The organism is Caballeronia sp. PC1 (genome assembly GCF_021353155.1).
Taxonomy (GTDB): Bacteria; Pseudomonadota; Gammaproteobacteria; order Burkholderiales; family Burkholderiaceae; genus Caballeronia; species Caballeronia cordobensis.
The window spans coordinates 485441-509171 of record NZ_JAJUBH010000004.1 but is presented as its reverse complement, the minus strand read 5'-3'; the positions used below and the strand labels follow the sequence as shown (position 1 = coordinate 509171).

The 23731-nt window shown below is 59.1% G+C and carries 28 protein-coding genes; 16 read left to right on the top strand and 12 right to left on the bottom strand.

Annotated features, from left to right (window positions below; genetic code table 11):
• The first annotated feature begins 202 nt into the window (after window positions 1–202).
• From LY284_RS35695 to LY284_RS35670, 6 genes are all read left to right on the top strand, one after another.
• Window positions 203–628: a hypothetical protein gene (locus LY284_RS35695; protein WP_233391901.1), complete on the top strand. Its 426-nt coding sequence runs from the start codon at window positions 203–205 to the stop codon at window positions 626–628.
• Window positions 629–977: 349 nt separating this feature from the next.
• A complete protein-coding gene (locus LY284_RS35690; RefSeq protein ID WP_233391899.1) occupies window positions 978–2186 on the top strand; it encodes a DUF1173 family protein in 1209 nt (402 codons plus the stop codon).
• 59 nt (window positions 2187–2245) lie between these two features.
• A complete protein-coding gene (locus LY284_RS35685) occupies window positions 2246–2653 on the top strand; it encodes a hypothetical protein (protein WP_233391896.1) in 408 nt (135 codons plus the stop codon).
• 106 nt (window positions 2654–2759) lie between these two features.
• A complete protein-coding gene (locus LY284_RS35680) occupies window positions 2760–3077 on the top strand; it encodes a hypothetical protein (RefSeq protein WP_233391895.1) in 318 nt (105 codons plus the stop codon).
• A 182-nt stretch (window positions 3078–3259) separates the two neighbouring features.
• Window positions 3260–3925, top strand: a complete 666-nt coding sequence (locus LY284_RS35675) for a Lar family restriction alleviation protein (RefSeq protein ID WP_233391893.1) — start codon at window positions 3260–3262, stop codon at window positions 3923–3925.
• Between the two features lie 78 nt (window positions 3926–4003).
• Entirely contained in the window at window positions 4004–4144 is a 141-nt protein-coding gene (locus LY284_RS35670) for a hypothetical protein (RefSeq protein ID WP_233391891.1), read from the top strand.
• A gap of 131 nt (window positions 4145–4275) precedes the next feature.
• Here LY284_RS35670 and LY284_RS35665 read toward each other — a convergent pair whose 3' ends face one another.
• A complete protein-coding gene (locus LY284_RS35665) occupies window positions 4276–5418 on the bottom strand; it encodes an integrase domain-containing protein (protein WP_233391889.1) in 1143 nt (380 codons plus the stop codon).
• Window positions 5419–5504: 86 nt separating this feature from the next.
• Window positions 5505–6266: a hypothetical protein gene (locus LY284_RS35660; RefSeq protein ID WP_233391888.1), complete on the bottom strand. Its 762-nt coding sequence runs from the start codon at window positions 6264–6266 to the stop codon at window positions 5505–5507.
• 1148 nt (window positions 6267–7414) lie between these two features.
• Here LY284_RS35660 and LY284_RS35655 point away from each other — a divergent pair.
• From LY284_RS35655 to LY284_RS35645, 3 genes are all read left to right on the top strand, one after another.
• Window positions 7415–8446 carry a PRTRC system protein D gene (locus LY284_RS35655; protein WP_233391886.1) on the top strand — a complete coding sequence of 344 codons (1032 nt, stop codon included), beginning with the start codon at window positions 7415–7417 and terminating at the stop codon, window positions 8444–8446.
• Window positions 8443–8769, top strand: coding sequence for a hypothetical protein (locus LY284_RS35650; protein WP_233391883.1), 327 nt, complete (start codon window positions 8443–8445; stop codon window positions 8767–8769). Before LY284_RS35655 ends, LY284_RS35650 begins: the two co-directional genes overlap by 4 nt.
• Before the next feature lie 124 nt (window positions 8770–8893).
• The gene (locus LY284_RS35645) at window positions 8894–9046 is read left to right on the top strand and encodes a hypothetical protein (RefSeq protein WP_233391880.1); all 153 of its coding nucleotides are present in this window, start codon (window positions 8894–8896) and stop codon (window positions 9044–9046) included.
• Window positions 9047–9338: 292 nt separating this feature from the next.
• On the opposite strand, the gene LY284_RS35640 is transcribed toward LY284_RS35645, so the two are convergent.
• The 6 genes from LY284_RS35640 to LY284_RS35615 all read right to left on the bottom strand — a co-directional run bounded on the left by LY284_RS35640 (window position 9339) and on the right by LY284_RS35615 (window position 13197).
• On the bottom strand, window positions 9339–9563 hold the full coding sequence (locus LY284_RS35640; protein ID WP_233391878.1) for a hypothetical protein: 225 nt from the start codon (window positions 9561–9563) through the stop codon (window positions 9339–9341).
• A 102-nt stretch (window positions 9564–9665) separates the two neighbouring features.
• Entirely contained in the window at window positions 9666–10748 is a 1083-nt protein-coding gene (locus LY284_RS35635) for a primase-helicase zinc-binding domain-containing protein (protein WP_233391876.1), read from the bottom strand.
• 257 nt (window positions 10749–11005) lie between these two features.
• Window positions 11006–11548, bottom strand: coding sequence for a single-stranded DNA-binding protein (locus LY284_RS35630; protein WP_233391873.1), 543 nt, complete (start codon window positions 11546–11548; stop codon window positions 11006–11008).
• Between the two features lie 11 nt (window positions 11549–11559).
• Complete coding sequence (locus LY284_RS35625) at window positions 11560–12345, bottom strand: hypothetical protein (protein WP_233391871.1); 786 nt, start codon at window positions 12343–12345, stop codon at window positions 11560–11562.
• 10 nt (window positions 12346–12355) lie between these two features.
• On the bottom strand, window positions 12356–12790 hold the full coding sequence (locus tag LY284_RS35620; RefSeq protein ID WP_233391870.1) for a hypothetical protein: 435 nt from the start codon (window positions 12788–12790) through the stop codon (window positions 12356–12358).
• A 107-nt stretch (window positions 12791–12897) separates the two neighbouring features.
• On the bottom strand, window positions 12898–13197 hold the full coding sequence (locus LY284_RS35615; RefSeq protein ID WP_053572386.1) for a hypothetical protein: 300 nt from the start codon (window positions 13195–13197) through the stop codon (window positions 12898–12900).
• A gap of 449 nt (window positions 13198–13646) precedes the next feature.
• Here LY284_RS35615 and LY284_RS35610 point away from each other — a divergent pair, with 449 nt between their 5' ends.
• From LY284_RS35610 to LY284_RS35580, 7 genes are all read left to right on the top strand, one after another.
• Window positions 13647–14705 carry an IS630 family transposase gene (locus LY284_RS35610; RefSeq protein WP_233391868.1) on the top strand — a complete coding sequence of 353 codons (1059 nt, stop codon included), beginning with the start codon at window positions 13647–13649 and terminating at the stop codon, window positions 14703–14705.
• Between the two features lie 134 nt (window positions 14706–14839).
• Window positions 14840–15085, top strand: a complete 246-nt coding sequence (locus LY284_RS35605) for a nuclease-related domain-containing protein (protein ID WP_233391866.1) — start codon at window positions 14840–14842, stop codon at window positions 15083–15085.
• A gap of 575 nt (window positions 15086–15660) precedes the next feature.
• On the top strand, window positions 15661–16896 hold the full coding sequence (locus LY284_RS35600; RefSeq protein ID WP_233391864.1) for a hypothetical protein: 1236 nt from the start codon (window positions 15661–15663) through the stop codon (window positions 16894–16896).
• Between the two features lie 47 nt (window positions 16897–16943).
• Window positions 16944–18152, top strand: a complete 1209-nt coding sequence (locus tag LY284_RS35595; protein ID WP_233391862.1) for a FlhC family transcriptional regulator — start codon at window positions 16944–16946, stop codon at window positions 18150–18152.
• 27 nt (window positions 18153–18179) lie between these two features.
• The gene (locus LY284_RS35590) at window positions 18180–18350 is read left to right on the top strand and encodes a hypothetical protein (protein WP_233391860.1); all 171 of its coding nucleotides are present in this window, start codon (window positions 18180–18182) and stop codon (window positions 18348–18350) included.
• A gap of 3 nt (window positions 18351–18353) precedes the next feature.
• Window positions 18354–18728, top strand: coding sequence for a hypothetical protein (locus tag LY284_RS35585; protein WP_233391857.1), 375 nt, complete (start codon window positions 18354–18356; stop codon window positions 18726–18728).
• A 209-nt stretch (window positions 18729–18937) separates the two neighbouring features.
• On the top strand, window positions 18938–19933 hold the full coding sequence (locus LY284_RS35580; RefSeq protein ID WP_233391856.1) for a CAP domain-containing protein: 996 nt from the start codon (window positions 18938–18940) through the stop codon (window positions 19931–19933).
• A gap of 118 nt (window positions 19934–20051) precedes the next feature.
• Here LY284_RS35580 and LY284_RS35575 read toward each other — a convergent pair whose 3' ends face one another.
• The 4 genes from LY284_RS35575 to LY284_RS35560 all read right to left on the bottom strand — a co-directional run bounded on the left by LY284_RS35575 (window position 20052) and on the right by LY284_RS35560 (window position 23729).
• Window positions 20052–20258: a hypothetical protein gene (locus LY284_RS35575; protein ID WP_145944901.1), complete on the bottom strand. Its 207-nt coding sequence runs from the start codon at window positions 20256–20258 to the stop codon at window positions 20052–20054.
• 403 nt (window positions 20259–20661) lie between these two features.
• Complete coding sequence (locus LY284_RS35570) at window positions 20662–21969, bottom strand: hypothetical protein (protein ID WP_233391854.1); 1308 nt, start codon at window positions 21967–21969, stop codon at window positions 20662–20664.
• Between the two features lie 15 nt (window positions 21970–21984).
• Window positions 21985–22599, bottom strand: coding sequence for a type 4 pilus major pilin (locus tag LY284_RS35565; RefSeq protein ID WP_025527611.1), 615 nt, complete (start codon window positions 22597–22599; stop codon window positions 21985–21987).
• Window positions 22600–22610: 11 nt separating this feature from the next.
• Entirely contained in the window at window positions 22611–23729 is a 1119-nt protein-coding gene (locus LY284_RS35560) for a type II secretion system protein (protein WP_233391852.1), read from the bottom strand.
• Window positions 23730–23731 lie beyond the last annotated feature (2 nt).

Below are 23731 nucleotides of genomic sequence, written 5' to 3'. Positions count from 1 at the left end.
ATGAGGAAGCGCGTTTGGCGAAAGACCCCCCAAAAACGCTAGCTTTCTGGCCGAATTGTCGGCAAGAAATGCCGGCTCAACTACGTGTGTGCAAGGCGAATCGAAAAGGCGCTCGAAACGACGCAGCTTTCTCCTTCGCTAATGGATCGCCGATCGCGAGAATCGTGAACTGCGCTACCCGCGTCACCGATTCCGTGAGCACATGAAACTAAGTCACATAGCTACTGTTGCCGTCCTTATCGCTTCGTGCGCGACCTCGGTTGCGGCGATCGGCCTTGTTGTGCACGGATTCAAACTCGAACGAACAGCCGTACCGGTCGTTGCAAGCACAGGCCTCGTCGAGCGCATGCAAGGCGTCTCTGATGCGCTTCAGCATGTTCCGGCCAACGTGCAGGCGACTGTGCTTCAAAACTATGGGTTTCGCGACCGTAAGTCTTTCGACGACGCGCTCGATTCGCAGCGTGTCGAACTCGCGAGGGCGCAGAGGCTTCGCGCCGAAGCGCTCGCAAGCAACGAAAAGCGGTTGACCGCGCTGCTCATCGCACTCGTATACACAGGATCCGTCGCGGCGATGGGCGCGCTCGTCCTATGCGACAAGGCTTTGGCGAAAGCACCAATTCGCAACTGAGGCAACTCGCGGACCCCTCTTTGCCCGTGACTAAAGACGATGGACCTCATCATAGTTAGCTTCGAAGACATCAGAGATGACCCGGCAGGCGCACGCGCAGATGCAGAGCCGGCCGCTGGATTCCCGGACTCATGGCTGGACGCACTTATCGGCGCTGGCTCGGTATTTTCTCGTGACTATGCCGCTCCTGGCGCTGTGTCGACCGTCGGCGTGCAGTTTCCCAGCACTTTCCACGCAGAGCAGTTCTGCCTGAGTGTGCGCCAGATGGCCAATCTGTTGGGCACTCGCGCCCATGTTCACAAGGTCCCCAGCCACCAGGCGCATTCCACCCTGCGAGAGGCCGAAGGACATGGTTCACGTCTCCTTTGACAATCTCACCGTTTCACTTGAGGACGTTCAGAACAGCCCGGCACGCTACGCGCGCCAGCTCGAGCGTGCCAAGAAGTCGCCGGGCTATGCGGCGTGTCGATGCAACTCATGGCGTGCGGGCCAACCGCTGCGTCTCGTAGTTCGTCGCTACGGCGCGCTTTTCCATCTCGCGCGATGGCCCGACGAAGGGCCGTACCACAACTCCCAGTGCCCTTTCTATGCGGCGGCCGCTGCGGCCGGCAAGAGCAAGTCCGACGCCGCCGATGCAATCCAGCACACGCCTGCGGGCCTGAACGTCAAGCTCGACGCCTTCCTCTTTGTCAAAACAGTCGAAACCTCTCCTCGCCTGTCCGCGAACACGTCAGGGCCCGGCAGCACGCGCCGGGCAGCGCCGCTACTCGGCTTCCTGCAACGTCTTTGGATCGAAGCGGATTTGCATACCTGGACGGGTGCCTCTACGCGCAGTTGGGGCCAATGCAACGCTCAGCTCGTGGCCGCACTGGGAGACGGCAAACTCAACGGTAAGCCGATGCAGAAAGTCCTGCACGTCATGCGTCGCTATGACGAAAACGAAGCACAATCCATCGTCGCGGATTTCGATGACTTTCTCGGGCGGATTGAAACGACGCCCAAGGCGTCGCAGCGTGGCTTGGTGCTCGGCGAGTTGCGCGCGGTCGATGCTTCCAAATATGGCTTCGTCGTCAAGCTTCGCCAGACGAAGCGCACCTTCTTCGCTTCAAAGCAGTTGATTGAGATGGCGGCCGCCTCATTCCGATCTGCATGGGCCATGGTCGGCGACGCGAGCGCGCGGATCGTGGTGTTAGCGGTCATCGAGCGGACCAAAGAAGGCAACCTTCGAGTCGTCGACATCGCCCTACAACTGTGCAACAGCAGCTTCATACCTTGCGACTCCAGCTACGAAGCCGCGATGGCCAACCGGCTGGTCGCGGAGCGCCGCCGCTTTACCAAGCAGCTCAGACTTGAGAGCGGCGATGAACTGCTGCCGGACTTTCAACTGACGGACACCGAGCCCCCGACTGCGATCGAAGTCTATGGCATGCAAGGCAACCCGCAGTACCTTGAGCGCAAAAAGGAAAAGCAGGCGCGGTACGCGCGCACTACAACGCCTTGTGTCGAGTGGACACCGCCAGCAGAACTGGCGTCGGTACGACTGCCGGCCGCCGCTTGACTTGACAGCGGACATCATCCCGATACCTTGACCCAGTCTTCAACTCCCCGATACAGCACGTGAGCTCGAATTCGTTCTTTCTAAAACACGCGACGGCTCGCGACGCCGACTGGCAGGTGAGCTACCCCGCGCTCGCAATGGCAAGTTCAATCGACCCGGTCGATGAGCAGCGCAAGCAGATCGTTGTCGCAGCCGCCGACGACAACGGTGCGCGCATCGTGTTCTTCAGCACCCTTGGCGCGATCCTCGACTTCCGAGCGTCGTGGGCAGAGATCGATAGCTCAGCGCGTAGCTGGCTGGCCTTCACGGTCCGTTGGAACAGGTGGTGGCTGCCGGATGCCGGACATATTCGTGCACTTGAACAACACGCGTCGATGCCGACCGATTTACGTCTCGCGCATTGTTCGATTGGGGGGCGTCTCTCTGACGACGCAGCCTTTCGGCGATATCTCGATAATGTCGAGTGACACTATCGGCGAGATGCGAGAATTGCTCGGATTTTGTTTCCCGCAGCACAGCTGGCGACATTGGACGTTGTCCGTCTAGCGACGCGGAGCACTCGTTGACCCCTGAATGAGCAACATCCTTCCTTTTACGCGTCTCCGTACTAACGACGCGCGCAGTCACGGCAACGACTGCCCGCATCGTCATATTCGCCTGGATAAACACAGCGGCACCGTCTCCTGCTCTGACTGCGGTGCCGCCCTGACGCCCTTCTCGGCGCTTGCAATGCTCGCGAAGCAGTACGATTTCGCTTTCTCGCAGATCGAGCACCTCAGGATTCGTCTGGCTCGCGCTGACTCCAGGATCCTTGAGCTGCGTCCGCCGGCAAGCTCCTATTGGTCCCCGTTGGCAGATCGTATCGGTTACTTTTCGACGCCCCTTCTTTGAGGCCCATTTGCTTGGTCAGCCACGAGGATTACAACGCAATCGCCGCCAATCCGCCGCGTAGTCTGTAAGGTCTTGTAAAGTTCGGGGTTGTTTCCTAATTTGGCCGGAAACGAGCGCCGCTATAATGCATCCGCCCACACCCTTTTCGCCAACGATCGGCGAACGCCCCGGACCACGCTGCCATGACTGACGAGCTCTTCCCCTGCGACCATTGCGGCGGAAAATGGGCCTTTGGCTACTCGCACCGGCTATTGAAGCGCCTATCGGCGCCCGCGAGTGACTATCTGAGCGCCGACGACCGAGCTGCTCCGCAGATAAACGACCTTGAAGCGCGCTCGCTCTTTGCGATCCCGCAAGAAAAGGTTTGCTGCATCTTTTGCGAAGACTGCGGCATGCAAACGCCTTGGATCGCGATCGGCGACGACCGGCACGCAGCCCTTGCGCAGGCGGGCGCGATCTGGAACGCCCGGACGCGACGTCCAGTTGCGAAGGAAGGCGATCTGCTCAAGCTGATCAGAAAAGAAGTCAGTGCCCTCGATGCGCCGTTCCTGATCAACCTCTTGGCACGAACGGAAGGCGACTGGGAGAAGCGCGGCCCAGTGTTCGCCATGCTGGCGGCGAAAATCGTCGACAGCAAGATCACCTTGAGCGACTTCTGGCCTGTCGACACAGTGCTCAACGATGCTGCGAGATACCGGAAACTCCAGCAACTTGCGAAACGCGTCTACATCGACGGCATAGCCTCGATTCAGTTTCCGCGCATTCCTGCGACCGGCGGTGACGAGGGCAGTTTCGAGAACAGCGTGAACCTCGCAATTGACGATCTGCCGGACCGCAATCGCTGGTAACTTGACTTCTGGCTTGTGCGTCCATACTGGATTGGTGCTGGCCAGTTGGCGCCAGCGACCACCACCACGGGGAAACACATGTCGCCCATCGACTACCTTCGCGCCGCTTACCGCCTGCGCTCAAAGCTCGCACCGCAGATCGCTGTGGTGCTCGCCTTGGCCGCCATTCTCACCTATCACGCTGTGACAAGCCGGTCGCTGGATTGGCTCCTGAATTGACCCAAAGGCGCGGGACTGAACCCACGGGCCATATCACTGATATCGCGCTTTGCGCGGGTCCCTCTCCGCTAACCCCCTGACACGAAACGAGAATTCGAGAATTTTCGCGTGTGACAAGTTAGGACTTTCTGCTATTTGTCACACTCACGGCTTCGCTTAAGGATTCGATACACGCTTTGCCTTGAGATCTGAAGGGAGTTTGCGGCAGCCTTTTTGTTGCCGTCGAACTTAACGATGGCATCACGGACCTGATCGAGGGTGACGCCGGGCGCTTTTTGCAGCTGCACCCTATGCGTCGATAGATACGCGTTTGCAATCGATGGCCGGCTGTGGCCTGCCGCTTCGACCACCTGACGCCTGGCCTCCTCGTGCTGCACCTTCGGCGCAATCTCGCCTGTTCCCTTAACCGGCGCTTTAACGCCTGCCAACGCTTCGTACATGGTGTGGAAGTTTTGGTGGCGTAGACCGTGGGCAGTTATTCCGAGCGCGCTCTTGCGCACGCCGTGCTTGCGGAGCACTCGATAGAACCGGTCTTTCCACTGCTGCTTCGTATATCCCAGCGGGATCGTCGTCTTTGAAACCGGATTCGTCAGGGCTGCCGCCTCCTTCAGTACGTCTAGGCCGTCACCGATCGGGACGACCCGGTTTCGACCGCCTTTCGTTCCCCGGGTGACGTGGAGCATCCCGTCATCGCCGACTGACTCAACAGGGCGCAGAAGGAAGCTTTCCTCGACGCGCAAGCCGAAGGTCAGCTGAAGGCGGAGTTGGACAGCGACGTACTTGTCGGTCTGTGCAATCTCCGCCATCTTCTCGATCGGATCGACTCCATTGCCGTCCCACGACTTGTCCTCGGTCGCGATGTACGAGCGCACAAGACCGTGCTCTTTACGGTCAACGTAACTTTCCAACGGGCCGATCAGGTTTGGCTTATGCATCCACTCGGCGAGTGCGCGAAGATAGGTCAGCTTGTTCTCGATTGTTCCTCCGGTCTGCTTCTTACTAACCCAGAGCTCCACAAGCGCCTCTACATGCTTCTGCTTCAAAGCCCACGGAGATTGCAGCGCGTATCCAATTTCGCGAAGCTCAACGAACGCCCGGCAAATCTTTTGAACTCTGTACCCCTGTGTTTTTATCGACAGCGGCTTGCTACTAACGCGGGTCCGGCTGTGCACGCGATCGACGTTGTCCTCCAGTAGCCGTTCGAGTGCGACTTTGAAGTCCTCTGGCAACTTGTAGCGACGAAGTTCAGAGCGAACGTTGACGGTGACCGACATTAGCAATTCCCCCGTGCGTTTTTGATCAAGTGATTAGTTGAATAGCAGAGCGCCCGTCCTGTCTCGAACGATTGGCGCAACTCGAGCTACCGTGCAATGTGGCCGGATATCTCATTTACAACTGCCGCCGCAGATTCCCATCCGGCCGCCGCTGCATGCCTATGCGCAGCTCGTCTCGCACCTACATCGTCGAAACCGTAACGCACGGACAGCTGCCACATGGACCACGCTAAATCGGCCTCAAGCGGGTAATTTACCCACCGTTGCGGGGCGGCGTTCGACCCACGTGTAACGGTGGCTAGATCCGCCGCTAGCGAGACGAACCGTCCGTGCGGCTCGATCCTCCTCAGCGACGGCTCAAGCAGGATTTCCCGGGCACTGAAGCGGTGTGCTTGCGAAATGTCTCGCGTCCATGGCGAGCTACGCTCGATCCCGGCTTGGAATGCCCGCAAGTACATCGGCGGCGCAGGTGCGAAAACTTCTATCCAAGGGGTGTCTCGTGCCCACTCAGCGAAGGCCCCTTGGGTGACGGAAGAGTTGTTGCATACCGAGGCCAAATTGCCGGTGGGCACGCCAAACTCGCGATTGCCTTCGCCGAGCGTCGCCAGGAAACCGTCTATATCGACTGCGTTGCGCTCAAAGCGGTGCGCTTGCTTGAGGTCCAGCGTCAGCCCATAGTGGGTCGGCCGCCCCGGTGAGCGAAATACGTTCAGGAAAACTGGACCGATGACGCGGTGATACGATCCGACAATATGTGAGCCCGCTGCTGCTTTCCGGAGCACGAATACGTCCAACGCCGCCTGCATTGTTTCCTCGTTGTTTTGCGCCAGGTCCGCGGGCACTGACATGTGCCCGATCCGCTTTGGCGCGGGGCGAGGACCGCAGGGAGCCTATCTCCTCGTCTCTTCGCGCCGCGCGCCGCGTTACCCCGCCGGGTCCAACCTTCCTCGCCTTTAGCGATTCCATTCGATCAGCCCCGCACGTGGAAGAAACGTGCATCGACCGTCCGTATTGCTGCGTGCTGCCAGTCTCACGCTTCGCGTGTTGACCGCCGCCTACTAGCTGCCGGTAGACATCAACGCGGGTCCGCTTCGCGGAACCTCCCGGCGTTGATTGCTCTCCCGACTACTGCCGGCAGTCCAACCGCGCGCATTTCGCTTCGCGATTGGGCTGTGCCGCTGCTACGGCTACCGCGCCGGCCTTAGCACTGATGCGCTGAGGCCAATTGCTCGGTAATTGCTTTTGCGCCGTTTTGTTCCGGTTGCGCCGACCGTTCGTCTTCCGTACAGGGAGCAGTTCGCCTTTCTGGCTTGCTCGCTCCCCCATCCCCAAGCGCGTTGAATCCGCCGCGGTGTGTCGGGCCTCATGCAACGTACCCAGCTTCGTGTGCTGTAAGGATGCGTCCATGCTCGTTGACTGCGTCGGTGTTCGCAGCAGGAGACTGTGTTCGTGTCCGCTCGCACCTCGACTCAACTTGCTTTCTCGGGCTGAACTGCCCGCAAACCCAATGGATATCGCGTGTCCGTGTTCCTCAACTTGGCTCACGGTGCGTTTGATTTGATTCAGAAAAAGGCCGCATGATTTTGCGGCCTGTGACAGAGGGGATTTTCGCTAGGCAAAGCGGTCCCCTCGATGGTCCGTATAGGAGGTTCGATGCGCTGGTCGCGCGGTTGGTGATTGAAATATTAGCCGCTCAGAAGACAACTCATTTTTCGAAAGCTGCCTAAATGTAGTGAGCTTTTGCATCCTTGACTTTCTGTGGCGATCTGTAGAGTTGGACGCGTGTGACGTGGACTTTTCTCACCGAACTCGTCCAGATAACTAACAGATTGAAGCAAGGCCCAGCATCCATTCTTGCTTCTCACCGTTGAGGTGGAGATAACTGACGGTTGTCCGGACGTTGGTAGAGAGAACGCCATCGTCACCGCCTATCTGCCACTTTTCTGTCAGATAACGGGCAGATGAGTGTGGCCTATTGAAATGCTCTGGAGAGAGAATGAACGCAATGAAAGTACATGCGCCCGTCCTTGCTGTCGACGTCGGTTATGGCAACACCAAGGTTGCCTTTCGCAATGGATCAGACGTCTCAACGTTTATGTTTCCGTCGCTGACGCCGCCGTATAAAGCACATACGATCGCCAAGGAGAGCGCCGGATTGATCACGACGCCGAAGACGATTGCGGTGGAGGTCGAAGGTAAGCGCTATCAGGTTGGTCCGGGCGTCCTGTTGAGTTCGCGCACCGGCGATGCTGGCGCGACGCTCAACGACGGCTACTGCACGACTTCCAGCTATGCCGCGTTGCTGGCAGGGGCGTTTCATTTCGCCAACATTGCATCGGTCGACCGCTTGGTCCTCGGCCTGCCGATGCGCAACTTCCACACCCACGTTGCGCATTTGCGCAGTGCCTTCGCCGGTAAAAATGCGTACGGCGAGGTTAATTTCGATGTGGGGAGCGTCATCGTGCTGCCGCAGCCTCTGGGTGCATTGGTCAACTTCTCGCGCTATCACGAGTTCGACAAAGAGGACCCGCACCTCATTATTGACGTTGGCTACTTCACCACGGACTGGGTAGTGGCAACGGGGCTGACGATCGACGAGGAGCGCAGCGGAGGTCATCACAGCGGCGCCTCTCACTATTACGAAGCTATCGCGGCTGTCATCAAGGAGAAGCTGCATATCGACACACAGGGAATTGAGCGGATCGACAAGGCGTTGCGCACCGGGTCCACGTTGCTGCTCAACGGGAACGATTGCGACCTTCGCGAGTTCCTGCCTGGAGCGCAAACGGTCATAGACGCTGCGGTAAAAGCTATCCAGGCGGGTGTAAAAAACACCGTGGACATTCGCTCAATCGTTCTCACGGGTGGGGGTGCGGCTCTCTACAAGTTCGAGATACAAGCGCGCTTTCCCCATTTGAGGATCGACCATATGGCAGATCCGTGTTTCACGAACGTCAAAGGGTTTCTTGCCGCTGGCGAGGCAACGATGCTGCGCGATAAGAAGCGCAGGGAAGGAGTGCCCGCATGACAGGCGCTTTGGAGATCAAGGTAACAATCAGCCAAGTTGTGACGCCAGCGCTGTTCGACGCTCTGGTTGCGATCTCCAGCCCTCGGCAGCGGGCGGCACTGTTGAAACGCCTTGCCGAAGATGCGCTGCGAGGCAACGTTTCGGTCAGCTACCATCCGGGGACGCGCGATGCGCCGGCTGCGACCGGGCAACCAATCGCCGGACCAACGATCCTTACGTCCGCGCGCGACGCGGTCGTTACAGCTGCACCGAGTCAACCCGTCGGCGACGGCGAGCCAGACTTCGACTACGCATTCCTGGCTGAAAATCTGAATCTAGGATGACGCCGCGATGAGCAAGGGCGTCGGTGCTCTTCGCGACCGCTTACTTCGCGACCGCTTGACAATGCGAGAATGCTGACAAGATAGGAACGTATAGTTCAGGCCTGCATAGGCGACGGAGGGAGAAATGGGCTTTTTAGGAATGTTGGCGCAAGCCGACTGGACGCGCGGCGTTCGCATGTGGATCTTCGTGGCCGCCGCGCTGGCTGCGTTGGAGGCAGCTTATCTGTTTCATCGCGCCTTGTTCCGCTCAGCCGAAGGACCCAATGATGTACGCTAGATTCATGTCGCTGCCATTTTTCACGCGACGCATCATTATCGTGATGGCGTTTTTTATCGTGATGTGGGTTTGTGCGTACCTGCCGAAGAGCGGCTTTACTCAGGTGTTGATCGGGTCCAGTGCGTTCGTTATGTGTTGGGCAACTGGCATCCTCGTTCCGTTCCTGAAGGTCACGTTCTTCGTCCTACGGTGGCGTTTGTGGTACGTCGTGCGCTACAAGTAAGCGCTGATTACTAGCCGCCAAATAAAAAAGCCCCGACCAAACGGTCGGGGCTTTTGTCTTCAGGGGGTATCAATGCAGCAGAGATACACTTTGTGCGCTCGCCTGTCGACGAATGCAGTAAAACCAAGCAGTGTCCAGCGTGACGCCCTGCTTCTCCAGTCGGGCATGACCACCTCGTTTGCGGTCGATCACGTCGTAGGCTTCCGCCTCAGACTTTCCCACTCTGACCGATCCGTTCTCGACACCGGACGTTGCGACGATCTCATACCGGCCAACAATCATGCTGAAGCTCATTTCCTCTTCTCCATTGGATAAGCTCGGGCGGATTGCGGCCCAGTGGGGGACGAATCCCCACCGGGCAAAAGTTACTGTTAGCGGACTAGACGCCGCCAAGAATCAAACATGCAGTGCTTCGCGCAATTCGCGGCGCACTACCACTGCAGACGTCGGGGCGTGCGCACGGTGAGACGCACACCACTCGTCTGCGAAGTCGGTCTCCCGCTTCTTCGGCCGATGAACCATAGGCGTGTACCCTTCAGCGCGGAGCCGCTTCGCCAGCTGTAACGCCGCGTCGACGCCCGGCGACTTTCCGGTACGTGGATCGACAGCATCGAAGTCGGCGTAGATATGAACCACACGAATGCCAAGGCCTTCCGGCACAACGAAATCGGCAAGAAGAACTCGATTCAGGCAGTACCAGACGGGCACACCAAACAGCATGTGCGCGGCGTATGCCGTCTCCAGACCTTCGGCAACGCCGATTTCTCCATCGACCGGATCCATCAGCCGGACTGCGCCGCCGTTGAGCTTATGAAGCGTCACGTCGTTCAGCTTGGCTGGAAGGATCTCCCCATCGTTAGTAACGATGGACGCCTTCACTGGCTTCGAGCGTTCAAGGAACGTGCGATGCAGCGTTCCCAGACGGCCGTCCGGCAGCGTGAAGCGCGCGATGATGCCCGGCCACTGCCCGATGACCTTCTTGTCGTGCCAGTAGTCGAGCATCCCCATGCGCAGCGCCGGGGACGGCGGAGCCTTCAAACCCGGCACCCGTTCGCGCAGGTAGCGCGGCACGAGGCCATCGGACCCGACGAGCGTCGCCCGATCCCACATCGAGTCGAGGCGCTTGCGCGCCCACTCGGGATCGACCTTTCGGCCCGGCGCGGGCGCGTCTGGACGCTCGCGAGTTCTCCGAGCGTCCGCAAGGCTCCCTCCTTCAAGTTCGACCATCAGCTCGCGGAACGTCATTCCGGCGGACTTGCAGATCAGCTCGAAGCCGTCGCCGGCCTTGCGGTCGCCGTCGTTGCACTTGCGGCAAACCCAGTCGCCGCGGCCACGGTTGTTGTCATAGGTGAAGCGGTCGTTTCCTCCGCAGATGGGACAAGGCGCGCCCTTCCCGGTCAGCGAGCTCGCGGGCACTCCGTACTTCTGGAGCAACGCAAGCCACTGTTCCGGGGACAGCTTGATGTCCTTCACATTCATGTTCACTCCAGTTTGGGGTGGTTAAGGTCGATGCCTGGACAGGCGGCGAAACCGTGCTCAAAAAAGCCGTCCGCCCCGCCGAAAAACGGCGAAGCGACGGGCGGCTTTTTTCAGCAGGGGAAGCGAAACGCGGGTGTAGCGACGAGCGAGGCCGCGTCGCGTAGGGAAGAGACGCTTCGCGGCTTCGTCGACCGTTTCCGATTCGACGAAGCAACGAAGGTGAGAAGAAACAGGAGGTGAGCTGAGCCGTTACGGGATCAGATCGCAGCCCACTCGCGGCCCATCAGATGCGATCGGAAGGGTATGTCGTCATCCATATCTGCGAAGCCACCGCCTCCGCCATACGACGTCGATTGCGGTTCACGATTCGCCGGCGCGGGATTGCTCGGTCGCGGCTGCTGCGAACGTTCCTGACGCGCGGGCTGCTGACTCTCGAAACCGTCGTTCGACGAACGGTCGCTAGAGGCGCGGCCGCCGAGCATCTGCATTTGGTCCGCCACGATCTCGGTCGAATACCGCTCTTGCCCGGCCTGGTCCGTCCACTTTCGCGTGCGGATTCTGCCTTCGATGTACACCGACGAGCCCTTTTTCAGATACTCGTTGACGATTTCGGCCAGCCGACCGAAGAACGAAACGCGATGCCACTCGGTCTGCTCTTTCGTTTCGCCCGAGGACTTGTCCTTGTAGCGATCCGTCGTTGCGAGTCGAATGTTGGCGACCGCGTCGCCGCTCGGCAGATAACGCGTTTCCGGGTCCGCTCCGAGGTTGCCCACGAGGATGACCTTGTTTACTGATGCCATAAAAAGCTCCTTTAAGATTTCTTGGAGATCGACCAAAGCCACTTGTCCCAGAGCACTTGCGCGCCGCTGGCATCGAGCTTGGGTCGGCCACGTTTATCGACGGCAGGTACCTTGATCTTGCCAAGGCGCCTGACCTCTATGCGATCGCCAACTTTGCAGTGTGCTTCTGCGATCGCGTCGCGAAGACCCTCGCCCTGCAGCACGTCCACACCTGTACGGTTCTCGAGCGTGATGCAGAACGATTCGTAAGTCCGGCCCGGGCGTTTGCCGTCCGGGAACTCCTTCTCGCCCCACTCTTTCAGCACGCCATGTCGCGCGCGCTCACTGGGCCGATGCGATGGCTCGGCGGTCCGCGCTGGCGACGACGCTACGGTCTCGACGATTTCTCTTGTCGGTCGCGCGTCGCTCGCAGCGGTTGGGCGGGTTGCCGCAACCGAACGCTCGGAAGGCGTCTCTGTCGGGTTAGCGTCCCTAACGGCGGCGGCAATCGCCGCTGTCAGCGGACCCTTGTGCTCTCGCAGCACTTCCCAATGCGGAGCGAGCGCAGGTATCAGCTTCATTCCGACGGCGGTTGGCAGAAGCTCATAGTCGAACGCCGGGCGAAACTGCACGACGACATCGCCCTCGTCGCGAAAGAGCATCGGTTGACCAGCGATCGCGATGTGCCGCTCGTTCTCTCCGCCTTTACCGACTTCGACGGGCGATGATTGATTTGCGGGGTAGCGATTCCGAGCCTGCGTCGCGGGTTGCACGCCGAAAAGCGTTCCGAACAGCCGGCCGAATCTTGATGTGCTCATAGTCGACCTCCTAGAGCAGCGTGCCGAAGCACTCGCGACGCACTTCTTCCATGTCGCGTTTGAGCAAAGGGTTGCTCAGGATGACGTCCTGCAAGATCTCGGGATCGACGCCGTTGATCTGGCACACGAACCTATACGGTAAGGCGCCATTCCAGAACTCCATGGCCCATCCGAGCGTGGCCCGGTAGTCCTCGAGTTCCATCTTTTTTCGGTTTTTGAGTCGCTCGCTGAACAACGCAGCGCAGTCCATTAGCGACTCGGGCATGTTGTCGCCGCGTCTGCTGTCAGTCGCGAGACTGATCAACGCGTCGACCATCTTGTCTTTGACCGCCCCGCTCCACAGGTGCGGATCGGGCAGCGGATCGGGCTTGGCCTGGGCACGCGTGATCGGCGCTGGCGGAGCGTCGAACATGTCCAGTTGCCATGCGGCTACTTCTGCTTGCATGGGAATCTCCGAATGAACGGGAACCCATGCCCGCAACGGGATGGTTTCCCGTTGGGTGAGGGGTCAAGACCGCCCGAGCGGGCAGTCTTGACATTCAGGCGTCGCGACTAGTTGTCGGTGCCTGTCTTAAGTGGAACGACCACTGCGGACTTGGCGTACTGACGTTTGATGGGCGTGACGTTGGCGTCGGCGGGAGCCGGAGCGACAACGGCGTGCGCGGGCGCCTTCGAATCCTCAGCTTTCTCCTCTTTCAGCGCCGCCTTGATGGATCTCTTGATCCAGACAGCGACGGTGGCAGAGACAAACAGAAAGGCGAAGAACGAATGCGCCGCAAACCACAGGGCAAAGCAAACAGCGACCAACCAGCCGGGCGACTTCATCGCCTTCATAACCAACTGCTTCGGCATTTTTCTCTCCAGAAAAAGACGCACTAGGGGATGTCCAGCCAATACAGCGCTGGATGATTTTCGATGCTCGGGTGAGCAGAGAAAAAGCGGCGCGCGGAGAGACGCTTTCGTCACGGCTCGATTGAAGGCGTGGCGGAAGCAACTCACAGCAGGGGAAAGTGGATGCGAGCGCGCGGCCTATCGGTATGCGCAACTCGGGTCGATGCGTCGTGGACGCGGGGATAGATGCGAATTTACGCCCTGCCAGCGAGGTGCGTGCCTTTGAAAGCTCCCGATTTCATACCGCCTTTTGCTTTTTCGACGCATCTGCGACTGCGGGCGGGCAGCCTTGACTTCGCGTAGGCCCTGCCGTGCTTAGAGCATGCTTATCAGGGAGCCAGCACATGCTTATCAAACTACTGGACTGTAACGTTTAAATGGGAAGTATCATTGCGTCTTGGGAGGACGCGATGAACTTGACCGAAAGCGAAATCATGGAACTGCAGCGGCGAGCCAGTGCGAGGACCGTGCGAGCGGATTCGGCACGTCGCGCTCGCCTGATCTTGCTGCTCGCTGACGGGCTGACCTGGTCGGAGATCAGAGCCAAGCTCGATTGCAGCGACAGCTACATCGATCGCTGGAGCAAGCGCTTCGCTGCGGAGCGGTTGGCGGGCTTGTTCGCTCGTCACACCGGGCGCGAACGCTACAAGGTGACCGATCGCGTGGAAGCACGAGTGCTTGCGCGTACGACCAGGCACACGCCCGCGGACGGCTCCACGCACTGGTCCACGCGCAAGCTCGCGGCCGAACTCGGCGGCGACATCTCGCACATGACTGTGGCCCGCATCTGGGCCAAACACGGCATCAAGCCGCATCGGCTGGAGGGCTACCTTGCCTCCAATGACCCGGACTTCGAGACCAAGGCGGCCGATGTCATCGGGCTGTATCTCAACCCGCCGCAGCATGCGGCCGTATTCAGCGTCGACGAGAAGACTGCCATTCAGGCGCTCGATCGCAAAGACCCTGTGCTACCCCTGTCGCCGGGACGCGCCGAGCGTCACGGCTTCGAGTACCTCAGACACGGCACGCTTTCGCTGTACGCCGCCTTCAATACAAAGACTGGCGAAGTCCTCGGCAAGACGGCAACGCGGCATACCTCGGCCGAGTTCGTAGCGTTCCTGAGCGACCTCGTGGCCAACCAACCCCGCGGCAAAGAAATTCATGTCATTGCCGACAACCTCTCGGCGCACAAGACCCGGCAGGTCGATGCGTTTCTCAGCGAGCACCCGCAAGTTCATATGCACTTCACCCCGACCTATTCGTCCTGGCTCAACCAGGTGGAGTTATGGTTCGCCAAGATCGAGCGTGACGTGATCTCGCGCGGCGTGTTCACCTCGGTACCCGATCTCAAGCGAAAGCTCATGCGCTACATCCGCAAATACAACGAGCAACCCAAACCCGTAAAGTGGAAGTACTTTGACCCAACACGTCGAATTACTCCCGTTTCAATCGTTACAGGCCACTACTGATCGCCCTCGGGGCCTACTATCTATATAGACGGTCTAAAGGAAGGCGTCGCCGGCGCACTTCGCATTCGGCGCGCACAGCGCCACGTTCGGCGGACGCGATCGGCGCTGCTGGCGAGGCTGCGACGCAGGCGAAGTTGCGCAACACCCTCAGCTGCCTGTGCGGCGACGAGTTCTATCTGCACGACGGTCCGTTGGTGATCGAGCACGCACCGGGCACGGCCTTTCCAACGGCGGAGATCGATCACCTTGCGGTCACGCCCTTCGGCATCTTCGTCTTTGAGACGAAGAACTGGTCCGGGCACGTTGCACCGTCAGTGATGCCCGGGAACCACACCCGAACTCGCACGACGGTGAAACGGCGGATAGGCGCTCCCCAATAGCGCAGAACCGGACCAAGCTCCGACTCCTTCGTGAACAACTGCCAGGCATGTGGCCGGTTGCCGGTGCGGGCATTTTCACATCGCCCAAGGCCGTGCTTCATCGGGATCTGCCAACCGGCCTGCTCTCGCTGGAGGAGCTGCCCTACTGGCTGCGGCTCAAGCGCGATTCGTTCAGGAAAGATCGCCGGTTGACGTCTCTCGCGCCATGGCCGCCGTGTTGACGTACGCCGACACCTCACAAAGCGCCCTTACTAATCACAGGGCGCAGGTCGCCGCTGAACCAGAATATTCGACCTGGATCAACCCCTCAGATTAGGAAGTTCCTTCCACGCAAACGTTAAAGTGTTACAAATATTAACCGTTAAACGATTACTTACACCAGCCTGCTCGGCTTTTTGTCCGCGCTCGCTCGCTCGAAAGAGGGGGTGAAATATGCGTCTTTTCGCCCTCGGAAGGTGTAACGAAGAATTTACGATTGGTTACTTAGCCGATCGGTCGTTCGATAGGGTGCGGGGATGAGAGCCCCGCTCATGCAGGGCAGCGCCCGTCAGCGCTGCACACAACGGAGAGAAGAAATGCTGTCAGGCGAGACGTCCGGAAACATTCCGAATAAGTTCAATCACAATCTACCGGTTCCGTTCGGTGACGATTCCATGTCCGACTTCATCGTCCCGCGCGACGATAACAAAGGGATCACCCGGACCACCATCGAAAAAGCCGCTAAAGACGCTTTTGGCGCAGAGGACGAGCTCGTCGCGAAACTGACGGACTCCATGATGGCCGTTTCCGAGTCGCGGGAACGCATCTCCGCAGAGATGATTGCGCTCGGCAATCAACTTTTTCACGCCCACTACCTCATTCGTAACAATCTGGTAGCGAAGGGCGGCGACACGGTTTCGATTCACCGCAAAGCGGCGCGCATGGCGTACGACTTCTTCGAGAACTCGCTGAAGATCAAGGAGTCGGCAGCCCGCCAATACATGCGATGCTGGGAACGCTTTGGTAACAACGAAGAGGCTATCCGCATCTTCAATGTGGGCGAGCTCGACATGCTGGCCTCCTCCACCGTCAGCGACGCGCACATTAATGAACTGATGGCTCGGAAGCAAGCCAAGCCTGATATGACGCGCGCAGACGTGAAAAAGCTCCTCGATGCGCTGCAGAAGCAAGAAAAAGCGCTTGTCGATAGCCAAAAGCAGGTAGACAACGTCACATCCGTCCTTGAGGACACGAAGACCGCACTCGACCTTGCGCAGCGCGAGGCACAGCATCTTAAGGATGAACTGGACACCAAGGCCCGGGCACTGACCGCAAAGCAGCAGCAACTGGACGGCTTGGATGATCTCTACAACCGTCGTACTGCGGGGATGAGCGACATGCAGAAAGACGTTGCAGACAAAGACAGGGAGATCAAGCGTCTGCTTGACGCGCTTGAGAACAAGAAGCCCGAAGTACAAGTGAAAGAGGTGCTGGTTACGCCTCCCGGGTTCACCTCGCTAGTCGAAGCGCTTGAAGAGAAAACTGCCGAGTTTAAGAAGACTACGCAAGCCTTGGACGCATTGAAGCAAGAAGTAACCGAGGTCGAGAAGAACCGCGAGAAAGCCAAGGCTGCGCTCGCTGCCGCAGAAAAGGTGCAAAAGACGATGGAAGGCGTTTCCGCCGCGTTTGAATCCTTCGCCGGAAAGCTCACCGCAGCGCAACTGGCCATACAGGCATGCGACAGCCCTGCCGAGCATCGTACGATGCTGGAGACGTTGTCCGCGATGATGCGCAAATCGCAGAGCGAACTCGACGCATGGCTCGCTAAGTAAAAAGGGCTAAGACCGCCCACGTCGACGTGCGCCGCGAGGCGCACAGAATGACAGAAAAATTGATAACGACAATGTCAAAAAATACTCTGGACGCGATTGAGACCAACATCGCGTTACCGGCTTTCCTGGCCGAAAAGATCCAGCGCGAAAACTATTCGCTCACTGACGCAATGCACAAGGTACTTGCGCGGTATCCCGACGCGGAGGGCGTGCTGGGCCTATCGCTGGACAATATGGAACTGTTCGACACGCACGCCGATCCGAAGGCGACGCTCATGAACATGCCGTTCCTAGCGTTGTCCCCTACCCTGCCGGACCCCAGAGACTGGGATACGTTCGTCAACGGCGTCCTGCGTTCGCGAAAGGTGGAAGAGCTAACGGCTAAGATGCCCGAAGTCGATGGCATGACCGGCCGCGACATATTTCACAACAACAGCTCTTATGTGACGCTGCTGAAGGATGTCCTTCACATGAACGTCTTGGCCGCACCGCTGCTGGGACTTTCCCTCGAACTGGCGCACTACCTCAAAGGGCTGCCGATGCGTCGCATCCAATCAGCGATCGGCGAGATCAAGTTCCCGCTCTATAGATGGCGGTTCGACGACAACATGTTCTGGACAGAATACCGCACGGGATGGCTGTCAAACGAGGCGGTCGCCCATTACCTCATGCGTACGGCTCAGCTCCCGCCGTCCACCTTGCCATTCAAGCACGCGTGGTCAGAACTTCGGCTGGACCGGGCTCAACGCGATGTCTATGCGCGGGCGCTTATGACACAAGGCTGCCGCGCTGCGACTGCGACCAATCTGTTCACGCTGAACGCAACAAAAGCACGGAACACCTACAGGGAGATCCACCGCGTCAGTTCACCGTGCGGCTGCAACCCGACGTCGCTTATCTGGTACGTCGAGCACCCGACGCATCGCCTGCAGGGAACGTTTTTGGCATGGCTTTATCGAGCAGCGCTGGCCAATGGAGGCAACATCCCTGAGGCGCTTATCGCCTCTATCGACGTCGCCGAGAAGATGTTCGGCAAAGAGTTGGTCATTAGCCCCGACCGCGCGATCCACCTCACCCGAGCAATGGCGATCCACTCCCGGCTAACGATGACCCCGTGCCGGACCTGTAAGACGGAGTACATCATCTCCAACGAGCAAGGAAGGATCGAACTTGCGAAAGACTTCTTCTGTCCGGGCTGCAGCTACAGCTTGAAGTCGCGCTCCGCTAAAAAGCAGGCGAAGTCGAAGACCGAGTAACGATAACCACAACAGGGAGTTCGATTAATGTCCCAACAGTTTAGCGTTGAAGCTGGACTCGTCGTTTTCTCGCGCGACGGCCGCGTGCAGTTTGGCTGGCTGGACCTTCAGACCGGTGCGTACTACGGCGAGGCCGATGGTCTGTGCATAGCGGATGCGATCGGCGCGATCGAATTCCACTCCGACGTGACGCATTGAGCCATGCAGGACTTCGCTTACCTCTTTCGCGACAGCGTCGCGGCGTGGCTACAAGGCCGCGGCGACTCGCGCTTCCAACGGTACGAAAGGCACTTCCGCGCAGATCGCGCGACGGCGCGGTCTCAGGAGGTATTCGACCTTGAGCAAAGTAACATTCGCTTCGCGCAAAGTTTCGGCTCAGGCCGGCGGCAGCTCGCGGCCGTGTCGAAAAGCAAAGCATTCGGCGCGCTCACGACTTTTCTCATTCTCCTTTGGGGCGGAACCGCACTCCTCTCTTCAATCGGCGCGACACAGCCCGTCGCCGTCGCTGCAGTGCTCGGCGTCGTTTTCGTCGCCTTGAGGGTGAAGAACTTTCGCGCTCGCGGGCAGAAGCGATAGCAAACGGTTGCGATCAAACAACGGTGCGGAATTTCGAACCCGTACCGGGTATTACAATGCCTGCGCCGCCGTTTGGCCAACGGCAATTTCCAAACGAAGAAAGCGGTTTCGCGGCGGACTTCCGAGTCCCCTTGACTTCGAACACCGCTCGATAAGATGAAAGTAAGCAGATCGCGGGGGCGACTGCAACAACTAGATCGGAAACAACAATGACAATTCAGAACAACTTCAAACTCTCGATGGCCGCGATCGCTGCATCGCTGCTGGTGGCTGCTTGCGGCGGTGGCGGTGGCCGCAGCAGCGATGCTTCGCCTGCGGCCCCGGCAAGCGGTGCCAGCACGCCCGCAACGACGACTCCGGCGAATCTGACTACGCCTCAGTATCCGGCCGACAGCTTCCATCTGGCCGCGTTCAACTTGCTCAACCAGCAGCGCCAGCAGTGCGGTTTCCCTGCTCTTCAGGAAAACACCGTGCTCGATCAGTCGGTGGCTGCTCACGCGCAGTATCAGGCTACGAACAATATTGTGTCCGATACCGAAACGGCGGGTGCTTCCGGGTTCACAGGCGTCTCGTATGCTGATCGGGCGGCACATTTCGGTTTCCCGCAAAACGCGCCGATCGGCGGTGTATCGGGCGGTTTATACACGAATGCGACGTGGACGGAAGCGCACTACGGACAGCAAGCGATCTATGGCCTGATCTCGGGCGTGTATCACAGCATGATTGCCGTTGCACCGATGAACACGGTCGGTATCGGCAAGGTCGCGACGACCTACAACGGTTTCCCGCAGGAGTGGTATTCCCTGGCACTCGCCAACTATCAGCAGATCACAACGAACGCGCCGTTAACGTTCCCATGCCAAGGCACTACCGGCGTCGCGAACGACTCTTTTGGAGAAATGCCGACGCCCCCTGCAACATCCGGTCATTGGGGTACGCCGGTCGCGGTCGCCGGCAACCCGGATGACACCATCGTCATGCAGAGCGCCACGATGACCGATTCGGCATCGCACGTGATCGCCTTGCAAGTGCTGGACTCGGCCACGGACCCGAATAAGATTCTGCCGAGGTGGATGGGCGTCGCTTACCCCGCCACGCCGTTGTCGCCGAACGCGCAATACACGGTTTCGCTCACCGGTACGATTAACGGCGTAGCATTCTCCCGTACCTTTACCTTCACGACTGGAAACGTCCTCGCCAGCTAATGAGGCTGAGTCGCAGAAAAGACCGAGCCGCCATTCGATCTGGCGGCTTTTTTATTGGTGGCAAGACGTAAAATGCCCCGCAGTGAATCTCCGAGGCGTTATGTTGGGAACCTTTGCCTCAACCGCCCGAGCCCGCAGTGTCGCCATAACCCTGCACATCGTAGCCGTTCACTTCGCCGGTACTATCGCTCGCCCTGCACATGGCGTATTGGTAAGTGTTCGGAGATGTGTTGTACGTGTTGGTAATAAATTCAGTGTTCGTGCCGTCGTCAAAAATTGAGTTCTGCACGCCCCATCCAGGCCAAAAGCCGAGTTTCTGAGTCACGTAGGTTCGGCAGGCTTCCTCGGGATTCCCTTTCGGTTGCGTGGGTGCATTTGGTTGGCATACCTGTCCGACCCAGGCCGAGCCGTTCCACGAGGGCGCGACAAACTGTGTTGTCCCACTCGGGCAGCTTGGAGGCGGCGGTACATTACAGGAGTAGTTCCAAGCTGTCCCTGTCCAAACTGGTCCACTAGCAAAGCCATATGCGCAATTAGGTTGTGGCGTGGCGCACTGGTACCGCACACCCAGCTTCTGCCACGAATACCCTGGGTCGCAGCCGGGAGCACGCGGAACGCCGATGGGATTCTGGACCCATTCCGCGTTGGAGGTGACCGGAGCCGTCAGCACACCGCTGAGTGTCCCCATCAGCGCAAACGAGATTGCCGTCGTAAATCGCTTCATGTTCTTATTGGTTTGAGTAGCTACAGCCAACGTCGATTTGCGCTTGCAGGCCGAGCTGATCTTGCACAAGCGTATTTGCGCCGTCAGCAAGTACGTCGTATATCTGAAGGACCCATTGCGAGCCGTTCCAACCCATTGCGTAACGCGCCCCGGAGATAGGCGGATTATGGTTGGAGTAGTCAGTTGTGATTGACTGCGGAGTGATTCGATACCATGCCGACCCACCTGGTCCACATGCAGGGGGATAGACTCCCCAACCGTTGTACCAACCGCTATATTGAGCATCGGCAGACTGATTGCTAACAAGGCTGCTAGCTCCGACCCAGTTGCCGAACTTGTTGCAAACGAAAAGCTGGTTATTTCGGATCGTCACGCCGTTCCACGAGCAGTTCGACGCCGCCGAGTTGATGTTTGCAACGGTGGCGTTCACTGTACTCCCCGTTACCGTGACCGCACTTACCGTACCGTTCGAAGTGACGTTGCCGACGCTGATCGGAGCCGGAGCTGATCCCGAGTAGTTCTGGACATACAGCGTACCTTTAGTACGAACCGCCGCATTCGTGTCGTCGCCATAGTAGATGGTTCCGTTGGCCATCTGCAGGGTGTTACCAGCCGGCAATTTGAGCGTCTTCGCGGTTACGTTTCCAGCGTTCTGGATGTCCTGATTATTCGCGTTCATCGTGCCAGTTAGCGGTAGCGCGCCGTCACGCCGGTAATAAGGCGAATTACCGTCCGCACCAAAACCGTTGATCGCCAGCACCATCCCAGCCTTGCTACCGACTGGATTAGGCAATGTCCACCCGCCATGAATTCCGTTGACCGTCGCCGGCGCTCGGTTTGTCGAGTAGCCGAACTGCGCTCCCCCGGCGGCAGCTAGGATACCGGCGCCGGCAATGTCGGCCGTCTTGTCCGTCATGCTGATAAGCGGCAGGCTCGGATAGATTTGCGAGGCGATATGGCAATTGCCCGCTGCGGTCGAGCAGTTGTCCGGCACAACGGCCAACGCGATCTGGTAAGTGCCGCCCCAGAACGGCCCGTTCTTGAACGTGACTTTGTTGTTCGACTGCGCGCTCAGTTGCGCCAGCGTCGGCGCGGCGATGGGCGTTGACGTCGTCTGCGAATACCCCACTGGAATAAGCGAGGCGTAGTTGTTGGTGATGTAACTGCCAAGCGCCGAATTGATTGACGCGATGTTCTCCCCTTCGATCTGCAGCAGATTCTGGCGTTTGGCAGCGATGTCTTCCTTGATACCCTGTACCGTCAGCAAGGCCGCGCCGACCAGGACGATCAACATCTCAAGAATGCTTCCCATGTCGGCGGTCCGCGATCAGGTACGGGTGGTCCACAGTCCCATCGACGCCATCGCGCCGTTCGATGCGCATGCAGTAGCGACCGTCTGCGGGTTGAACGTGACCGTCGGCGAGAAGATCGTTGTGCCGTTGACGGTCACCTGCGTGTAGACGGTGATCAGCGCAGCCGCACTCAGGGAGCAGACCGTCGATGTCACCGGATACGTCAGAATCAACGAGTCATTCGAGGTAACGAGCGTGCCGACGGCCGCCGTCACCGTGCCATTGAACATGCCCTTGACCGCCGACTTGTCCGAGGCGACGCGCGAACCCGCGGAATCGAACGCGTGATTCTGCGCCAGCACCGTGAGCGTCTCGGACGAGAAATCGGCGTCGTTCTGCGTTGCGTTCAGTATCCCGGTGTGGAACATCTGCGCTTCGCTCTTGAACTGAGACGAATGAATCAGATCGAGTACATACTTGCCCCCCGCATAGACGGCGAGCGCGAGCAGCGCGGCGCCAGCCATCACCGCGCCTGCCTCGATCATCGACAGCTCGCCCGACTGCTTTTTCGCGCGGGCAATTTTAAGGATGCGCGCCCGGCGCTCTTTGATCGGGTCGATCTGGACTGGTTGCTTATGTTCGTTGGTCATTTTGCTTTTCCTTAATAGCTTGAAGCGGCGGGATTCCCCGATGTGAGGTTGACGGCACCCGTCACGACGTATGAGCCAATGCCGAGGGTCAGAAACAGTGCGGCTGCAAAGCCGAGCAGGATGAAGTGCGTCGTTCGAGCGTTGCGCTTAACTGCTTCAACGACGCGATCGAGCGACTCGCGGCCTAGACTCTTGATAGCGGCTTCGAACTGATCGCGGCCCGCAGCGTCGGTGATCGTGTCGACGATCGTGACCGAAAAGATGCCAGTGTCGAGCGCGCGCATCGGCTCATCGGATCGGGCCGTCAAGCGTCGATCCATGATCTTCAAATGCCAGCGCAGCCATGGATCGGCTGTCTTGAGAAGCCTTTCCAGCGCCGCACGGAGCGTGAGGTTTGAGTCAAACAGGCCCGCGAGCGAAACAATAAGCAGCGCCGCGCGAAGGTCGCGGCGATTGCGCCAGAACAGCGGCGTGCGATCGAACCTGTCGCGCAGCGGACCGGCCCAGCGCTTCAGGCTCGAAAAGTAAGCGAGCACAAGGCCGATCATCGCCGTAAGCGTGAGCCACCAGTATTCGTAGCAGAACGTGTCGACGTAATAGAGAAACCGGCCAAGATCGGGCCATTGATCGAGGGGCCGGACGTCGAGCACCTGCGGGAAAATGACCCCACCAAACAGCATGCAGTACGCGTACATATAGATCAGCAGCAACGCCGGGTATGCCATCAGCACCGAGGTTGTCGACGACAGCACGCGCTTAGCCTTCGCTGCCATTTCCGCGAGCTCGAAGCCGCGAACGACCGCATCTTCGCGGGAAGACTCGTCCGCGATGTCCAGTAGCGCGTACTCGTCGCCGGGGACGAATGGCTTGATTGCAAGCGCGAAGCTCTCCCCGCGCTGCATGGTCTCGCGGATGCGCGCGAACACGCGCCACTCGAGTTTGCCTCGCGAACGGCTGCGCTTCTCGTACGTTTCAAGCCGGTCGAACAGCGTCTCGGTGTTGCGCAGGCCCTTCACTGCGATATCGAGACGCGTCTCGCGGTAAAAGTCCTCGCGGACTCTCTGAAACCGCCAGCGCGCGACGAACAACTGCTGCCGCTCGGGCAGCATCTTTGCGAACGTGGTGATCATGG

Excerpts from the sequence above, each read along its gene's own strand:
- LY284_RS35590 (WP_233391860.1), top strand. The coding sequence starts at position 18,180 with ATGTCCCAACAGTTTAGCGTTGAAGCTGGACTCGTCGTTTTCTCGCGC.
- LY284_RS35585 (WP_233391857.1), top strand. The coding sequence starts at position 18,354 with ATGCAGGACTTCGCTTACCTCTTTCGCGACAGCGTCGCGGCGTGGCTA.
- LY284_RS35675 (WP_233391893.1), top strand. The coding sequence starts at position 3,260 with ATGACTGACGAGCTCTTCCCCTGCGACCATTGCGGCGGAAAATGGGCC.
- LY284_RS35655 (WP_233391886.1), top strand. The coding sequence starts at position 7,415 with ATGAACGCAATGAAAGTACATGCGCCCGTCCTTGCTGTCGACGTCGGT.
- LY284_RS35610 (WP_233391868.1), top strand. The coding sequence starts at position 13,647 with ATGAACTTGACCGAAAGCGAAATCATGGAACTGCAGCGGCGAGCCAGT.
- LY284_RS35580 (WP_233391856.1), top strand. The coding sequence starts at position 18,938 with ATGACAATTCAGAACAACTTCAAACTCTCGATGGCCGCGATCGCTGCA.
- LY284_RS35665 (WP_233391889.1), bottom strand. The coding sequence starts at position 5,418 with ATGTCGGTCACCGTCAACGTTCGCTCTGAACTTCGTCGCTACAAGTTG.
- LY284_RS35570 (WP_233391854.1), bottom strand. The coding sequence starts at position 21,969 with ATGGGAAGCATTCTTGAGATGTTGATCGTCCTGGTCGGCGCGGCCTTG.
- LY284_RS35660 (WP_233391888.1), bottom strand. The coding sequence starts at position 6,266 with ATGTCAGTGCCCGCGGACCTGGCGCAAAACAACGAGGAAACAATGCAG.
- LY284_RS35640 (WP_233391878.1), bottom strand. The coding sequence starts at position 9,563 with ATGAGCTTCAGCATGATTGTTGGCCGGTATGAGATCGTCGCAACGTCC.
- LY284_RS35650 (WP_233391883.1), top strand. The coding sequence starts at position 8,443 with ATGACAGGCGCTTTGGAGATCAAGGTAACAATCAGCCAAGTTGTGACG.
- LY284_RS35560 (WP_233391852.1), bottom strand. The coding sequence starts at position 23,729 with ATGATCACCACGTTCGCAAAGATGCTGCCCGAGCGGCAGCAGTTGTTC.
- LY284_RS35620 (WP_233391870.1), bottom strand. The coding sequence starts at position 12,790 with ATGCAAGCAGAAGTAGCCGCATGGCAACTGGACATGTTCGACGCTCCG.
- LY284_RS35615 (WP_053572386.1), bottom strand. The coding sequence starts at position 13,197 with ATGCCGAAGCAGTTGGTTATGAAGGCGATGAAGTCGCCCGGCTGGTTG.
- LY284_RS35630 (WP_233391873.1), bottom strand. The coding sequence starts at position 11,548 with ATGGCATCAGTAAACAAGGTCATCCTCGTGGGCAACCTCGGAGCGGAC.
- LY284_RS35595 (WP_233391862.1), top strand. The coding sequence starts at position 16,944 with ATGACAGAAAAATTGATAACGACAATGTCAAAAAATACTCTGGACGCG.
- LY284_RS35600 (WP_233391864.1), top strand. The coding sequence starts at position 15,661 with ATGCTGTCAGGCGAGACGTCCGGAAACATTCCGAATAAGTTCAATCAC.
- LY284_RS35670 (WP_233391891.1), top strand. The coding sequence starts at position 4,004 with ATGTCGCCCATCGACTACCTTCGCGCCGCTTACCGCCTGCGCTCAAAG.
- LY284_RS35625 (WP_233391871.1), bottom strand. The coding sequence starts at position 12,345 with ATGAGCACATCAAGATTCGGCCGGCTGTTCGGAACGCTTTTCGGCGTG.
- LY284_RS35695 (WP_233391901.1), top strand. The coding sequence starts at position 203 with ATGAAACTAAGTCACATAGCTACTGTTGCCGTCCTTATCGCTTCGTGC.
- LY284_RS35680 (WP_233391895.1), top strand. The coding sequence starts at position 2,760 with ATGAGCAACATCCTTCCTTTTACGCGTCTCCGTACTAACGACGCGCGC.
- LY284_RS35565 (WP_025527611.1), bottom strand. The coding sequence starts at position 22,599 with ATGACCAACGAACATAAGCAACCAGTCCAGATCGACCCGATCAAAGAG.
- LY284_RS35635 (WP_233391876.1), bottom strand. The coding sequence starts at position 10,748 with ATGAATGTGAAGGACATCAAGCTGTCCCCGGAACAGTGGCTTGCGTTG.
- LY284_RS35690 (WP_233391899.1), top strand. The coding sequence starts at position 978 with ATGGTTCACGTCTCCTTTGACAATCTCACCGTTTCACTTGAGGACGTT.
- LY284_RS35645 (WP_233391880.1), top strand. The coding sequence starts at position 8,894 with ATGGGCTTTTTAGGAATGTTGGCGCAAGCCGACTGGACGCGCGGCGTT.